Origin of the sequence: Streptomyces sp. NPDC048196 (assembly GCF_040652715.1) — a bacterium.
Classification (GTDB): Bacteria; Actinomycetota; Actinomycetes; order Streptomycetales; family Streptomycetaceae; genus Streptomyces; species Streptomyces siderophoricus.
Genome location: NZ_JBEZMM010000002.1, coordinates 246,856 through 260,809 on the forward strand (window position 1 = coordinate 246,856; position 13,954 = coordinate 260,809).

At 69.3% G+C, this 13,954-nt stretch carries 12 protein-coding genes and 1 pseudogene; 6 read left to right on the plus strand and 7 right to left on the minus strand.

Annotated features, from left to right (window positions below):
- Nucleotides 1–43 precede the first annotated feature (43 nt).
- From AB0E02_RS04715 to AB0E02_RS04725, 3 genes are all read right to left on the minus strand, one after another.
- A complete protein-coding gene (locus AB0E02_RS04715) occupies nucleotides 44–1,279 on the minus strand; it encodes a SpoIIE family protein phosphatase (RefSeq protein ID WP_362135967.1) in 1,236 nt (411 codons plus the stop codon).
- Between the two features lie 663 nt (nucleotides 1,280–1,942).
- A complete protein-coding gene (locus AB0E02_RS04720) occupies nucleotides 1,943–2,338 on the minus strand; it encodes a DUF2267 domain-containing protein (RefSeq protein ID WP_362135969.1) in 396 nt (131 codons plus the stop codon).
- A gap of 100 nt (nucleotides 2,339–2,438) precedes the next feature.
- On the minus strand, nucleotides 2,439–2,870 hold the full coding sequence (locus AB0E02_RS04725) for an Hsp20/alpha crystallin family protein (protein WP_362135971.1): 432 nt from the start codon (nucleotides 2,868–2,870) through the stop codon (nucleotides 2,439–2,441).
- A gap of 649 nt (nucleotides 2,871–3,519) precedes the next feature.
- Here AB0E02_RS04725 and AB0E02_RS04730 point away from each other — a divergent pair.
- A complete protein-coding gene (locus AB0E02_RS04730; RefSeq protein WP_362135973.1) occupies nucleotides 3,520–3,708 on the plus strand; it encodes a hypothetical protein in 189 nt (62 codons plus the stop codon).
- An 11-nt stretch (nucleotides 3,709–3,719) separates the two neighbouring features.
- The gene (locus tag AB0E02_RS04735; RefSeq protein WP_362135975.1) at nucleotides 3,720–4,955 is read left to right on the plus strand and encodes an epoxide hydrolase; all 1,236 of its coding nucleotides are present in this window, start codon (nucleotides 3,720–3,722) and stop codon (nucleotides 4,953–4,955) included.
- A 141-nt stretch (nucleotides 4,956–5,096) separates the two neighbouring features.
- On the opposite strand, the pseudogene AB0E02_RS04740 reads toward AB0E02_RS04735, so the two are convergent.
- Nucleotides 5,097–5,574, minus strand: a pseudogene (locus tag AB0E02_RS04740) (zinc-binding dehydrogenase); the annotation flags it as partial.
- Between the two features lie 267 nt (nucleotides 5,575–5,841).
- Here AB0E02_RS04740 and AB0E02_RS04745 point away from each other — a divergent pair.
- Entirely contained in the window at nucleotides 5,842–6,378 is a 537-nt protein-coding gene (locus tag AB0E02_RS04745; RefSeq protein ID WP_362135977.1) for a hypothetical protein, read from the plus strand.
- Nucleotides 6,375–8,645: a M56 family metallopeptidase gene (locus tag AB0E02_RS04750; protein WP_362135979.1), complete on the plus strand. Its 2,271-nt coding sequence runs from the start codon at nucleotides 6,375–6,377 to the stop codon at nucleotides 8,643–8,645. Before AB0E02_RS04745 ends, AB0E02_RS04750 begins: the two co-directional genes overlap by 4 nt.
- Nucleotides 8,646–8,685: 40 nt before the next feature.
- Here AB0E02_RS04750 and AB0E02_RS04755 read toward each other — a convergent pair whose 3' ends face one another.
- From AB0E02_RS04755 to AB0E02_RS04765, 3 genes are all read right to left on the minus strand, one after another.
- Nucleotides 8,686–9,036 (minus strand): hypothetical protein, encoded by a 351-nt coding sequence (locus tag AB0E02_RS04755; protein WP_362135981.1) that lies wholly within the window; start codon nucleotides 9,034–9,036, stop codon nucleotides 8,686–8,688.
- Between the two features lie 157 nt (nucleotides 9,037–9,193).
- Nucleotides 9,194–10,498, minus strand: coding sequence for a caspase family protein (locus tag AB0E02_RS04760; RefSeq protein ID WP_362135983.1), 1,305 nt, complete (start codon nucleotides 10,496–10,498; stop codon nucleotides 9,194–9,196).
- A gap of 29 nt (nucleotides 10,499–10,527) precedes the next feature.
- Nucleotides 10,528–10,974 (minus strand): hypothetical protein, encoded by a 447-nt coding sequence (locus AB0E02_RS04765; protein WP_362135985.1) that lies wholly within the window; start codon nucleotides 10,972–10,974, stop codon nucleotides 10,528–10,530.
- Between the two features lie 360 nt (nucleotides 10,975–11,334).
- On the opposite strand from AB0E02_RS04765, the gene AB0E02_RS04770 reads away from it, so the two are divergent.
- Nucleotides 11,335–11,991: a hypothetical protein gene (locus AB0E02_RS04770; RefSeq protein ID WP_362135987.1), complete on the plus strand. Its 657-nt coding sequence runs from the start codon at nucleotides 11,335–11,337 to the stop codon at nucleotides 11,989–11,991.
- On the plus strand, nucleotides 11,988–13,667 hold the full coding sequence (locus AB0E02_RS04775; RefSeq protein ID WP_362135989.1) for a M48 family metalloprotease: 1,680 nt from the start codon (nucleotides 11,988–11,990) through the stop codon (nucleotides 13,665–13,667). The genes AB0E02_RS04770 and AB0E02_RS04775 overlap by 4 nt, the downstream gene beginning before the upstream one ends.
- Nucleotides 13,668–13,954 lie beyond the last annotated feature (287 nt).

A 13,954-nucleotide genomic window follows, 5' to 3' on the forward strand; every position in this document is an offset into this window, starting at 1 on the left:
ACGTTCGCCCGGGACGGTGATCTCGGGTGAGGAAGGGCGCTGGTTACAGCCGGGCGATGACCAGCGCGATGTCGTCGCGGCCGCCGCCGGCCAGGCCGAGGCGGGCCAGGACGGTGTCGGCCATGTGCTCCGGGGCGAGCCGGCTGGACTGGCTGAGGGTGTCTACCAGCCGGGCCAGGCCGGTGTCGATGTCTTCGTCGCGGCGTTCGATCAGGCCGTCGGTGTAGAGAACGAGGGTGTCGCCGGTGCTGTAGATGGCCGTGGCCTGGGGGCGTGGGACGTGTAGGGGACGAACGCCCAGGGGCGGGTCAGTGGCCTGGTCCAGCAGCTCGCAGTTGCCGTCGGCGTGCACCAGGATCGGGGGCGGGTGGCCGGCGTTGCTGTAAATGATCAGGCAGCTTGTGGGATCGACCAGTGCTTTGACAGCGGTGGTGTTCAGCGCGCCGTCGACCGAGCGGGCGTACAGCCCCAGTACCTCCAGCGCCTGGGCGGGCCGCTCCAGGGCGCGGATGGCTGCGCTCAGCGCGCTGCGGAGCATTCCCATGACGGCGGCGGCCTCCAGGCCGTGGCCGACGACGTCGCCCACCGCCACCGAGAAGCGGCCGTCGGTCAGGTCTGCCACGTCATACCAGTCACCGCACACGTTCAGCGATCCGGCTGCGGGCAGATAGCGCACGGCGACGTTTTGGTGCCGGGCCAAATCCGGTGACTGGAGCATGCCCTCCTGCAAGGTGACGGCCACCTGGCGCTCGCGGGAGTGGGCCTGCCGCAGCTCCTCGTTCAGCCGCTGCAGCTCTCGGGCCCGCGCGTACAGCTCGGCCTCCAGCGCTTCGCGCTCGGTCAGCTGCTCGGTCGGCGGCCGGGCACCGGTGCGGGCTTGGACGAACGCGGTCACGTCCTCCACCCGGTGGATGATCCACACCACCGTGCCGTCCGGGGCAAGGATCGGCGTGTTGACCGGGGACCACCACCGCTCCTCGAACACCCCGGGCCGGCCCATGATGGGGATGTCGTACTTCTGCAGTGCCATCGGGTCGGGCTCGCCGGTGGCCAGGACCCGGTGCAGCGAGGCGCTCAGGTTCCGTACCCCGTCGGCCTCGGGGTCGTCCGGGTTGTCCGGGAAGGCATCGAAGACGTACTCCCCGATCAGGTCTTCCCGCGTCCGGCCGGTCGCGTCGAGGTATGCCTGGTTGACCTCCACGATCACCAGATCCGTCCCCAGCACCAGATACGGGCTCGGGGTGGCGGCGAACAGCGCTGCGTAATCCATACCCGCCATGGCCACCGTCCCTTCTGCGCCCTTCTGCCCGGCCCGCCCGCACCCAGACCGGTCCTTTCACGCTACGGTCCGTCCCGCTCACTCGCCTGCTAGGACAACGTCGGCCGTCCTCTTGCGCCCCAACGGCTTGCGGGGCAGCCCATTCGGCCCAAGCTCGCCGGCCTGCGGATCAGCCCTGTGGCTCGACCCTGCGGATCAGCCCTGTGGCTCAACCCTGCGGCTCAGCCCTGAGGCTCAGCCCTGCGGCGGGCGCATGGGAGCGCCGTAGGCAGCCTGGCCTGGGTCCTCCCGGGGCGCTGTCCCAGCTCGCGCGGGCTCGGGCACGAGCTGTGCTGGCAACCTGACCTGGGGTGAGCGAACAGTTGCCGGCTGAATGACCGGTGGGATGGCCGGATGGCAAGGAGGGCAACGGCCCGTCGTGATGACTGCTCCGCGGCGTCAAGCTTTCAGCGCCCGTGACACCCCCGAGGAGGCGAGCCCCGCGGATTGGGCAGGCGGTCGTCGTGGTGGACCTCCTTCAGCAACTGCTCGGGCGCCCTGTCACCGGGACTGGAGCGGTGCGCTCTGGTCAGGCCCACTGCGGTGGTGGCCTTTCTGCCACCGGTCGTGGTGGCCTTTCTGCCACCGGTCGTGGTGGCCGGTGTGCGGTCACCAGGGGAGTGGTCAGATGGGCTGAGGGTGGCCGAAGAGGAGGTCGTAGCCCGCGGGAAGCTGGAGCAGGATCTCCTTGAGGAGGTCGTCGCCGGCGGCGTCGGCGACGGTGCTGAGGACGGCGCTGACGTCCCAGGCAGCGGTCTGTTCGGTCGCGCCCTCGATCCAGGCCGCCGTCGCCCGGACGAACCGCTCAGGTGGCAGCGGCTCGGCGCTCTGCAGCGGGTTGAGGAGGATCAGGGCGAAGCCTTCCGGCAGACGCGCCGCCAGCTGGGCGCGTACCTCGCCAACCAGGTGTGCGCCCAGCAGGGCGAGCACCACGCGGGCCGCGCGTTCGGCTTCCTGCAAGGTCTCGTACTCGCCGCGTTCCTTCACATGGTCGAGAAACGCTTCACGTCGCACAGTCACGGCGGCCGCCACCCCTTCCTCGGTCCATGGGCGCGGAGGACGGGCGAGGGGGAGATCAGAAACCCGTCCTCCGCCGCTGTTCAGCCCTCGTCTGTCCTGCTCAGCCGGAGATCTCCGTGCGGCCGGATCCGACGCCGATGCTGATCTTGCGGGGCTTGGCGCGCTCGGCGATCGGGATGCGCAGGGTGAGCACGCCTGCGTCGTAGTCGGCCTGGATGCGCTCGGTGTCCAGCGTGTCGGCCAGCACGATCTGGCGGGAGAAGACGCCCTGTGGCCGTTCCGACAGCTCCATCTGCGCGTCGTCGGACTTCGCCACGGGCCGGCGCTCGGCCTTGACGGTCAGCATGTTCCGTTCGACGTCAACGTCGATCGCGTCCGCGCTGACGCCGGGGAGGTCGAAGGCCACCACGTACTGGTCGCCCTCGCGGTAGGCGTCCATCGGCATCGGGGAGGGTCGCGACCAGGTACCCGGGCCTGCAAGCTGCTGCGCCAGCCGGTCGAGCTCACGGAAGGGGTCAGTGCGCATCAACATCGGAAAACACCTCCAGGGACGGTCGGGCAGCTGCTGCCAATGCGCCTCACTGACACCGTTGTACCACGTCATCCTTTGGATGACAAGTAATTCGTCATCCAAAGGATGACCACTGGACGGACCGCCCATAACCTCAGCTGACCAGTCGGCATCGTCCAGTGCCGACGCACAGAGCCCGGCGTCGTTCCCCTCGGTCGCGGCAGCCCTTCAAGCCATGGACGACGCCCTGCGTGCCGCCCGGCCCAATGCGGCCGGCGCTGCCGAGACTCATGACGTCGGCCCGGAACAGGCCCTGCCTCGCTGTTGCTGCTGCGGCAGGTAAGAGCAGCCGGTGCGGCGGGGCAACGCGGACGCTCCCCGAGCGGCTCCGCGGCTTGTACCCCATCGCAAGCCCGAGACCCATCCCCGTCTACGTCCCCGTCCCCATCCCATCAGCCCACGGTGCGATCTTGCACTGGGCCGCCGCGCGCCACGCCCCCGATCACCGTGGTGACCGCGGAGGTCTCAGGAGAGTGGCGGCCAAGGACTCTGCCGTCTGGTCTAGTTGGCGTTCGCGTGCGCAACATCGCAGCATGGCTGCAACGCCGCCCCGGGGCGGATATGGAAGGTCCCATCGTCAGAGCCGTTGAGTGTCCGCGCAGGTGCCAAGATGGTCGAGTCGCCGCGAAAGGAGGACGTCGGCGTTGGTTGCCTGGCCGCCTTGGCCGCCCTGGTTGGCCAGCTCAACCCGCACCATCGGCAGGCGCTCGCCGCGTTGCTGCCCGCACTCCTTGGAATGGCCCGGCTCGCCGCCCAGCCAACCCAACAGGCCGACGGCACCGCTTCCCCTACCTGGTAAGGAACCACGCCATGACCACTCCGCACGCCTTCCCCCTGGAGCCCACCCCGATCCATGTGTCCGACGAGGTGCTCGATGACCTGCGCGCCCGTCTCGCGTTGACCCGTGCGCCGTTGGACGAGGGGAATGGCGACTGGTCATACGGCGTCCCGGACAGCTATCTGCGTGAGCTGGTCGCCTATTGGCGGGACGGCTACGACTGGCGCAAGGCCGAGGCCGCCATCAACGTCCACGAGCACTACCAGGTGAACGTTGCCGGTGTCCCGGTGCACTTCATGCGCAAGCCCGGCCGCGGCCCCCGCCCCATCCCGTTGATCCTCACCCACGGCTGGCCGTGGACGTTCTGGCACTGGTCGAAGGTGATCGACCCGCTCGCCGACCCGGCCGCGTTCGGGGGCGAACCCGCCGACGCCTTCGACGTCATCGTGCCGTCCCTGCCCGGCTTCGGCTTCCCCGGCCCGCTCACCGGCTTTCCGGACGTCAACTTCTGGAAAGTTTCGGACCTTTGGCACACCCTGATGACCGAGACTCTGGGGTACGAGAAGTACGCGGCCGGGGGCTGTGACATCGGTGGGATCGTCTCCAGTCAGCTCGGCCACAAGTACGCCGACGAGCTGTACGGCATTCACATCGGCTCCGGGCTGCCGCTCGACTTCTTCAACGGTCCCCGCGCCTGGGACTTCGCCCGGAATCGGCCCCTTACGGACGACCAGCCCGCCGATGTCCGCGCCCGCATCATCGAGCTGGACCGCAGCTTTGCGTCCCACCTCGCCGTGCACATGCTCGACGGCGCCACCCTGGCCCACGGGCTGAGCGACTCACCCGCCGGACTGCTCGCCTGGCTGCTGGAGCGCTGGAACGCCTGGAGCGACAACAGCGGCGACCTCGAATCCGTCTTCACCAGGGACGACCTGCTCACCCACGCCACGATCTACTGGGTGAACAACTCCATCGCCACGTCGATGCGTTACTACGCCAACGCCAACCGCTACCCCTGGGCCCCCGCGCACGACCGTACCCCGGTCGTGCAGGCCCCGGTCGGCCTCACCTTCGTCACGTACGAGAACCCGCCCGGCATCCACTCCGCGGACGAGCGCGTCCGGGCATTCAAGACCGGCCCGCAGGCCGATTGGTTCCACCACGTCAATGTCAACGCCCACGACCACGGCGGCCACTTCATCCCCTGGGAGAACCCCGACGCCTGGGTGAGCGACCTGCGCCGCACCTTCCACGGCCGCAGGCCCTGAACGACCCTGCGAGGCTCGTCCGGCGACGGGCCAGGCGAACGTTGCCCGGCGGGGCCGTGTGCGTCGGCCGACCGGCCCGCACCGCCCGCCACGGGGCCTCGTTCCACCTAGGGTCGGGGAAGTCCTGGCTCTCGCGAACTGCTAGGGATGCATGATGATCTTTCCCACGTGCCTCCTGCGGGCGAGTTCTTCCTGCGCCCGGGCGGCCTGGTCCAGGGGGAAGGTCGCGGCGACAACGGGCTGGACCTCGGCCCGGCGAGCCAGGTCCATAAGGGGCCATAAGGCGGGCGAAGTGCGCGGGTGTGTGCAGCGACGAGCCGATCAACTGCGCGTTGTGCAGGTAGAGACGGCGCACGTCGAAGGCCACGTCATAGCCGCCGAGTGCGCCGGCGACGACCCACCGGCCGCCTCCGCGCACCAGCGGCAGCCCCTCGGCCACCAGTTCTCCGGCCACGACGTCGAGTGCGATGTCGATGTCCTCCGGGGCGGCGGCGCGGAGCTGCTCGGCGACGTCCCGTGCGCGGTCGACGACTTCGTGCGCGCCGGCTTCGCGCACCGAATCGATCTTGGTTCCGCTGCTGAGGGCGAGCGCCCGCGCGCCGCGCGCACGGGCGATCTGTGCGCGTCCGGCCCTTCGCCGTCGTAGATCGCCGGATCGACGACCACGCGGCGCCCGACCGAACGGAGCGACCGCCGACCGCCGACCGCCGAGCGTATGTGGTCACAGTGCTGTCCCTCCGTGCCTTGGCTCATGACGGTGCTGCCTACTCCGGCTGGGTGGTGCCGGTGACTCCCAAAGGACTTGACGGTGGGGTGAGTTGGGGTTCGATACTTGGCTGGGGACTGCAGGGGCGGGCGGGCGAGCGGGGGGCTTTCGGTGGGTGGGTTGAGGGACGTTGAGACACAACAGGCCTGGGATTTGGCGCGGGAGGCCGTGCGGCGGTTGGCGCCGGAGGAGTTGGAGCTCTTCGAGGAGACGGCCGGGGCGTACTTCGACGATCCGCGGCGGGGAGACCGGAAGGCTCGCCAAGAGCCGTTGGGGATCGGCATCGACGCCGTGGTCATCGGGACGCTGACGCAGTTCGCGCTGCCGGTCGCCTCGGCCGTAGCGGGGAACATCGCCACCGACGTCCTGCGCAGGGAACGCCGGCGCGGCTGGTGGCGGTTGGGGCGGCGAGGTGGTGACGGTGACGCTGAGGGCGGTGCGGACAACCCGTTCGCCGCGCCGGGCTCCGTACGCGCCGTGGAGCGCAACGGCAGCGAGCCCTCCCGGTCCCAGGAGCTGGAGCGTCTGCGGCGGGTCGCCCATGACCGGGCCATCGCACTGGGGCTGCCGCCGGCCCAGGCGAGTCTGCTGGCGGACGCCATCGTCGGTGGGATGCAGGCACCGCCGGCTCCGGGCGGGGAGGAGATCACCTCATGAGTACAGCGCCGGCCCCCTCGGTCGGCGCTGCCGGGGGTATGCCGCATCCGTTCCGGATGCCGTCGGGGACGTCGCTGCGGTTCGCCCTGCTCATCCTGAGCACGTCGACGGCCATGGCTGCGGCCCTGAGCGGGGCAATCGGCACGGCGGCGTACTTCACACGGGGCGGCGATATCGGCGGCCTCGCCGGGGCCATCGACTGCGCAGCCCGAAACAGCCACCAGGCGATCGACCCCGACAAGTTCACCCGCGCCTGCCCGCAGTCGTTCTTCGGGAACCAGACTGCCCTGGCACTGGCCACCCTGGGGGCATTATGGCTGGCCATCGGAGTTGTCTACTGGCTGCTGCCGGCCTATCGGATCCGCCGGCGCCGACTGCGCCCCCTGCCGACCGACGGGCTCGCCGACATCCGGCGCACCCTGGGTGAGCTGGCCGTGATGGCCAAGCTGCGCTGCCGGGTGCGCTATGTCGTCGACTGGCGCGACCCGGCCCCCAACGGACTTGCCTTCGGCCGGATCGGGCGGCGCCATGTGATGCTCAGTACCGGCCTGTTGCAACTGCACCGCCGGGATCCCGAGGCATTCAGAGCGATCGTCCTGCACGAACTGGCGCACCTGCGCAACCGGGACGTGGACATCGCCTTCCTCACGCTGATCTGCTACCGACTGTTCGTCGTCGCGGTAGCGATTCCGATCGCCGTCACCGCGCCGCTCGGGCTGCTGGTCGAGTGGGTATTGGTGCCCTCAGGTCTCCTGTACCAGCTGCTGTCTGTCCTCGCCCAATGCGCCCTCGCGGTCACCGTCGCCCTCACCAGCGCCGCGGTGCTGCGCAGCCGCGAGATGTACGCGGACGCCCGGGTCGCGGTATGGACCCGCGGAGCCCCCTCGCTACGACGCGTCCTCACCGCGGAGCACGGTCGCCAACGCACCGGCCGAAGCCTGCCCCCCTTCCTGCGCCCGCATCCTCCTGTCGAACACCGGCTGGCGGCCCTCAGCGACCCGCGGCTGCTGTTCGGCTTCGGTCCCTGGGAAGCCTTCGGACTGGCCCTGACCTGCTCACTCGTCTACCAGCAGGTCGTGCAATGGACCGAGGAAGCCGCGCGCCTGACGGACCGCGGCGGGCCGCTGTCCGCCGTCATCCCCTCCGTCGCGCTCGGCGGCGGCGTGGCGATGGGGATCTGGCGCGCGGTGCTGGCCGCATGGATGAACCGTGGTCGGTGGCCGGACGCCCATCGCACAGGCCTCGCCATGGCGGCCGGGCTCATCGTGGGTACCTTCGGGGACCACATGCACAGCACGGCGATGTCCCTCGGCATCGCCAACCCGCTGCCCGTTCAGCTGTCCTGGTGGCTGACCCTCGGAGGCATCGGCTACGGCTTCGTCCGCTGGAACGCGGCGACGGCCCGGGTGTGGGCACCCGTCGTGCTGGCCGGCCGGCGTCCGTTGCTCCTGGTCGTCGCAGGGAGCGTGGTCGGCGTCGCCCTGTTGAGCATCTTCTTGGGGTACGTCTACGATGCCGGCGCCCCGGGCTTCGCATTGCTCTCGATGCCGCACCCGCTGAATCTGCTTCCCACGCCGCTGGACTACCTGGGCTTCGTGTTCTCCACAGCCTTCATGCTCACGCCGCCGCTGTTGGTCATCGTCCTGGTCGTGGTCACAGCCGGGGTCCCGCTTGCTGCACGGTCCGGCGTACGGCTCTTCGGCCCGCGCCGTGCCCAGGCACCCACCGCGGGACCCGAACGGTTCCTGCTCCAGGCCGTGTCGGTCGAGGACTCGGCGGCGCTCCTGACTGTCCCGCGCCTGCGCCCCGTCAGGGCGGCGGCCCAGGGCACCCTCTTCGGGGCCGCCGCCGGGCTCGGACTGTGGCTGTGGCACCTGTTCTGTGCCGTGGTCTTCCCCTGGCCGATCCAATGGGTCGGAGCGGCCTTCCCCTACTATCAGCTGGCCCTGGCAGCATTGCTGGAAATCGCTGTCGGCTTCGTCGTCGCGTGGCGGCACGCACGCGGCGAACTGCGCGCGCTGCACGGAATCTTCGGCACCCTCGGCGCGGGGCTGCTGCTGCCGCTCGCCGCCATCACCGCACGCAACCACTTCGCCTGCGTACGGTGGGGCACCGGCCACGCGGCCTGCCGAGTGATGCCCGACCTGGAGTTCGGAGTGTGGGTGATCCCATTGATCACGACCTGGGCCGGGGGCCTGGCCCTGCTGCTCATCCCGGCCTGGACGGCGCTGCGTGACCGCCGCCGGCGCCCAGCGGCGACGACGTGATCAGCGGCGACGGCTCGCGCACCGCGGCACAGGCCGCCTCTCAGTCACAGCTCGCGCCGGTCGACCGACGGGTCCGGATGGTGTCGCGGGCGGGTCGGATGGGCACCGATGACCGGTCCCAACTCTGCTCCTCTGAAAGCGAGTTGAGTACCAAAGTCGGTGAGGCGCAGATGGGGAACCGGCGGCTCGCCAGCGGGCGGCGAGGGGACCGGTCGCCCGGCTCTTGGCCGCCGACGAGAAGAGACCAGGCACCCGGCTCCCAGATGCCGGGAATGTCGTCGCGCAGGTGCAGCAGGTAGGCGCCGGCCCCGTTGTGGATCAGCGCTGAAGCGTTCGCCTGCCCGTGCGCTGGTGGCAGGGCGGCAGCGAGTGGCGGGATGTCCTGCGTCATGAGTGCACGGTCCTGACGTCGCTCTCGGATGTTGGGGAGAGGGTTTCTGGCAATGACGCCTCGTCACGGACTGAGTTTGATCACCACGCGAGACGCAGCCCGAGCCGGCCGCCCGTGATCTGTTCCCCGACGCCTTCCATAGCTCAATGAACGAGCTTCAGGAAAGGCCCTGCACGCGCCGGTGCAGCGCATGCGTGAGGGCCAGAGGCGGGGTAGGCACCTCCGCCGCGTCGCACAGGTCATGGGTGCGCAGCGGCGCTGCGGCGTATGCCTTTTTCAGGGCGCCGGCCAGCTCGGCCGGGTACCGCAGGGCGCACCGGTGGACCAGGAGGACGCGGTTGCGCATCTCCCATGGACTGGGCGGGCGCCGCCACAAGTAGATGGCGGCAACGTCGGGGGTCAGCTCCGCGTACTCGGCGAAGCGTGTGGCGAGCTTGTCCACATCCGGCATGGGCAGCGTGAGGTACCGAGAGACCATCGACGTTGCTGCCGCTCCCCTCCTGCTGAACGTGGTCCACACATTCGCGGGCGCGTACATCCGAGGGCCCAGATTGTTCGCCAGCAGTCCTCCCTGGTCGCGGTGCCTGGCCATCCAGCGCCCCATGCGACCGGGCTGGGACGGGACGCTGTCGATGACGCCGTCCCACCAGGACGTCAGTATGGGGTCATAACGGTCGCTCCATGTCTGTGTGTCCTGTTCCTGTTCCTGTTCCTGTGGTGCGTCCTGGCCCTCGTCGGGGGCGCGGTTGCGGGCGATGCAGATGTGCCCAGCAGTGGCGATGTTCAATTGCTGAGGCCGCGGATCGCCACGGACGAGAAGTTCCTGCTGCAACGCCACGAAGATGCTGTCCATCGTCAGCAGCTCCGGAGCTCCGGGAATTCCGTTCTCCAGCAGCCCGATCAGTTCACCGGAGAAGGCGCTGAACGTGCCGTCGGGCGGGCACCAGCTTTGCTCGTTGCCTGACGTGGATGTCAGGAGGTAGGCCCCTTCAACGCCGAGAAAATCCTTGACGTGTGTCGTATCCGGGATCCTGCGCAGGCCAAGACCGCTGCAACAACAGTCCAGGATCACCACCCGCCGGAGGGCGCTACTCGCACTGTACGTTCCGTCTCTGCTCAGCAATGCGGTCGCGACCTCTTGGAACCGCAACCAGGTATCCAGGCGCTCGGGCTTCGATGAGGAAAGGCCCAAGTGCAACTCCTCCACGTCAGGGCTCAGGTGCCCGTGCCCGGCGTAGTAGAACAGCACCGTGTCCGTCGCACGGGCGACCGCCTCGTGAATCGCGTCGAACACCGCTTCACGGGTCTTGGGCAGAACACACCGGTCCGAGGGCAGGCCCCACACCTTCGGGTCCGCAAAGAGTTCCCAGATCCGCCGCACGCTGCGTGCGAGGCCGGGGAGATTGGCCGAGCCGTGGGTGAGGTCGTGGTCATAGTCGTAGTCACCGAGGAACACGGCCATGGACTTCATCGGATCCGAAAGGGCCATGTTCAACACGCGTCGTCCGGCTCTTCAGTGGCGTCATCGCCTGTGGAGCCATCGCCTGCGGAGCCATCGTCCGAAGGCACGTGAGGCACGGGGGGCTCGGACGGTAGAGCGTTCAGCGACCGGATCGCTTCCTCGGTTTCCTCCGGCGTGCCCTCGGAGAGCCTGACCCTGACTTCCTGGCACTCGATGGTCACCGGCGGGTGGCCTTTGCGCTGTCGTCGCCAGGTGTCGATCGCCACGACGAGCGCCGCGAAGCTGAATGCGTTTTGAGTGATGACGTTGATCTCTTCCAGGGAGAGACCCGGCTGGGCACCGACCCGGGTGCTGCGGGGAAACGACACCTCGGCCGATGAGATCACTGGGGGATTGTGGACGAGCCACCTTCGGAGAGAAAGAGATTCCTGCGCGATGTTGTGGACTTCGCCCTGGACCGTCAGTCGTATGTCCATGCTTCCCCCCCGATGGCAGCGGCCGGTATCCCGCACCCCCACGCGTACCAGCGGGAGCGTAGACCTTGCACTGCTGCTCGAACAGGGGGATTACGGCACTGCCAATGTGCGCAATTCAGTTCGATGTGGAAGCTGCCGGCAGGCTCGTCAGCGACACGCTCACCGGTGGCACATACGACATCGACGGTGGCCACCAGCCCCTCCAGTCGCAACAGCCCTACGGTCATTGCCGGAGTTCCGACTGGCCTCCGGACCGTGACCGGTTCTGCGCCCGCTCTACCCCGTCAACTTTCCGCCAACTGCCGCCATACTGAGGGCATTTGGCCGCCACGCAGGGATGAACGATGAGGGGGCAACGTGGTGCCGCAACCGCAACACTCCGAACACAGACCGGACTTACGGACCGACACCGAGACCGGGACCACGACCGACACCGAGACCAGTACCACGACCGACATCGAAACCAAGACCAGCCTCGAAGCCACGACCAGCCTCGAAACCACAGCCAGCATCGACGACGACACCTACCTCGTCCGTGTCTCGCGCGACGAGTTCGCCCGGCGGGTGGTGGCCCGGGTCGCGCCCGAGGAGCTGCCGGCCTTCGCGCTGCTCTCCCGGCCGCGCGCCCGTACGCCGAAGCTGCGGGACACGCCGTTGGGCAGTGGCCTGGACGAGATGGTGGGGGCCGTCACCCCGGTGGGGGTGCTGGTCAGCGGTTGGGCGCTGACCGCGGTGGCGGGAGGCGCCGCCGACGAGATCAAGAACCGCAGTATGCGCCTGACCCGGACGCTGCTCGACCGGCTGCCCCAGCGCCTGCGGCGCCGGGCGGAGACCGAGGAGGTGGCGGTGGCCGTCGCGGCGCTGAGCACGGAGCAACTGACCAGCGTACGGGCGTCGGTGCAGGCAAAGGCGGTGGCGCTCGGGATGCCTGCGGACCAGGCCGGAGTGCTCGCCGATGCCGTGGTCGGCGAACTGGTGCTGCTGAGACCCGGCGGGGATGCGGAGCCGACGCAATGAAGCCCTTTGCCTCGCGCCCTTCGTACCCGCCGCGCCCGTCGGGCCCTTCCGGCTCCCTCGACATCGAAGCGTTCCCCTCCGATCTGTCGTTGATGCTGCTCCTGCTGGTCGTCACGGTCCTGGCGCAGGACCTGTTCTTCGCCCTGTGGATGGCCACGTTGCAGGCACCCCTGACAGGGCTGTGCACGGGCCCGACCCTGGACTGTCCCCGGGATGCCGGCGCGATGGTCACCGGCTCGGTGAACTACCTTCTGATGCTGCTCACGCCCGGACTCGTGATCGGGGCGAGCACCAACTGGCGTCGGCAGCGGCGTTCCACGCCACTGGCCGAGACCCCGTTCCACGGTGCCGCGGAGGCGGTGGGCAGCCTCATTCGGGAGGCCCGGCTGAGTCGGAATCCGGTGGTGATGGTGGACCGGCGGCTGGCGTCGGGAGCGTACGTCACCGGTCAGCAACGTCGGCCCCTGCTGATGCTCGGCCCGGAACTGCTGGTGCTGCGCGAGAAGGGCGACCACGGCCGGCGGATCTTCGAAACGGTGGTCCGGCACGAGCTGGCGCATCTGCGCGGCAGGGACCTGCAGACATACCACCTGCTGACGGTGTTCCGCCCCTCCAACCTGTTCGCCGGGGCCTTCATCGCCTTTGCCATGGTCCTGGACGTGCTCAACCGCAACTCCACGCCGGGCGCGCTGGTGGTCACCCTGCTCCGGGCCTTCCTGCTCACTCTCCTCGGTGAGCTGATCGCTCGCGCCTACCTGCGGGTCCGCGAACACCATGCCGACCTGCACGCCGGCATGACCGACCGCGACGGACTGCTCGCCGCCCTCAGCGCGCACAGCGGCCGGGCGGACGGGACGGGCGCGGCACGGCTGCGGTCCTGGCTCCGCCACCACCCCCTGGGCGACGAACGGCTGGGCGTGGCCAAGGCACCGGGCCGGGTGCTGGCCTCCTCGCCGGGGCGGGTGTTCCTCGGTGCGACCGTCGCCGGTGTGCTGCTGCCGACGCTCCAGGACATGCTGCTGCGGTTCTACGGGCCCGAGAGCGGGGCCTTCACGATGATTGTGTGCGGGGCGGTCGTCGGGTTGGGATTGACGCTGTTCGTGGGGTTCACGCTGTGGAGTCACCAGTGGTACGCGGCAGGTCCGGCACGGCTCGGCCGGTCGGCGCTCACCGGCCTGATCGTGGCCGTGGGGGTGGTGGCGGGCGGTTGGCTCGCCCTCTACACGCGGGTGTCCGGCTTCGGTCTCACCGGCATGCCGCTGGCGCCGTCGTTCCTCGCCGTGTTGATCGTCGCGGCCGTGCTGCTGTGCGGCTGGCTCTCGGTCATCGGGGGGCAGTGGTACCGGGGCGACCCCGAGGCGCAACGCATGTCCAGGTTCCTGAAGTTGGTCGTTGTGCCGGTGTGCCTGCTCGGCGGGTGGCTGATGGCCGGTCTCTGGATGTGGGGAGTGGTCCTTCAGGACGTCCTGACCGCTTGCTCGACCAGGGTCTATCGGTGTGTGACCAATGCGCCGGAGCGGGACGTCGCCAAGGCGGTGACCGGCTTCTTCGGGCCTGGACCGGTACTGATGGCGGTGATTCTCATCGCTCTGGGCGTCCCGCTGGCCGCCCGTTTCGCCGCACCGGTCACCTCCAGGATCTCGCGGGGAAGCCGGCCGCCGGGGCGCACGGGGTGATTGGCGGGGGACTGGCGCACGACCCCACCCCGCTGAGCTGAAGGGCAGCCTCGGTTGTGGGTCTGGACGCTCTTCGCCCGCATCGCCAGCCCGATGCGGACATCGACGGGTCGTCGCCGCCGACGTGTGCGCTGCCGTGTCGTATCGCTGCCCGTGTCGTATGCGCCTCGCGGTGCATGGGTCGCGGTCTTGTTCCACGTGCCGCGTCGGACGGCGGTCAGACAGTGAGCCAGTCACGGTAGCGGGTGGGTGAAATCAGCGCGCCGTCCGGAGAGCTCAGAGCTCAG

Bases quoted from the DNA above. Each gene is read 5' to 3' on its own strand.
- AB0E02_RS04715 (WP_362135967.1), bottom strand. From the start codon at position 1,279: ATGGCGGGTATGGATTACGCAGCGCTGTTCGCCGCCACCCCGAGCCCG.
- AB0E02_RS04725 (WP_362135971.1), bottom strand. From the start codon at position 2,870: ATGTTGATGCGCACTGACCCCTTCCGTGAGCTCGACCGGCTGGCGCAG.
- AB0E02_RS04730 (WP_362135973.1), top strand. From the start codon at position 3,520: ATGGTCGAGTCGCCGCGAAAGGAGGACGTCGGCGTTGGTTGCCTGGCC.
- AB0E02_RS04735 (WP_362135975.1), top strand. From the start codon at position 3,720: ATGACCACTCCGCACGCCTTCCCCCTGGAGCCCACCCCGATCCATGTG.
- AB0E02_RS04750 (WP_362135979.1), top strand. From the start codon at position 6,375: ATGAGTACAGCGCCGGCCCCCTCGGTCGGCGCTGCCGGGGGTATGCCG.
- AB0E02_RS04755 (WP_362135981.1), bottom strand. From the start codon at position 9,036: ATGACGCAGGACATCCCGCCACTCGCTGCCGCCCTGCCACCAGCGCAC.
- AB0E02_RS04760 (WP_362135983.1), bottom strand. From the start codon at position 10,498: ATGGCCGTGTTCCTCGGTGACTACGACTATGACCACGACCTCACCCAC.
- AB0E02_RS04765 (WP_362135985.1), bottom strand. From the start codon at position 10,974: ATGGACATACGACTGACGGTCCAGGGCGAAGTCCACAACATCGCGCAG.
- AB0E02_RS04775 (WP_362135989.1), top strand. From the start codon at position 11,988: ATGAAGCCCTTTGCCTCGCGCCCTTCGTACCCGCCGCGCCCGTCGGGC.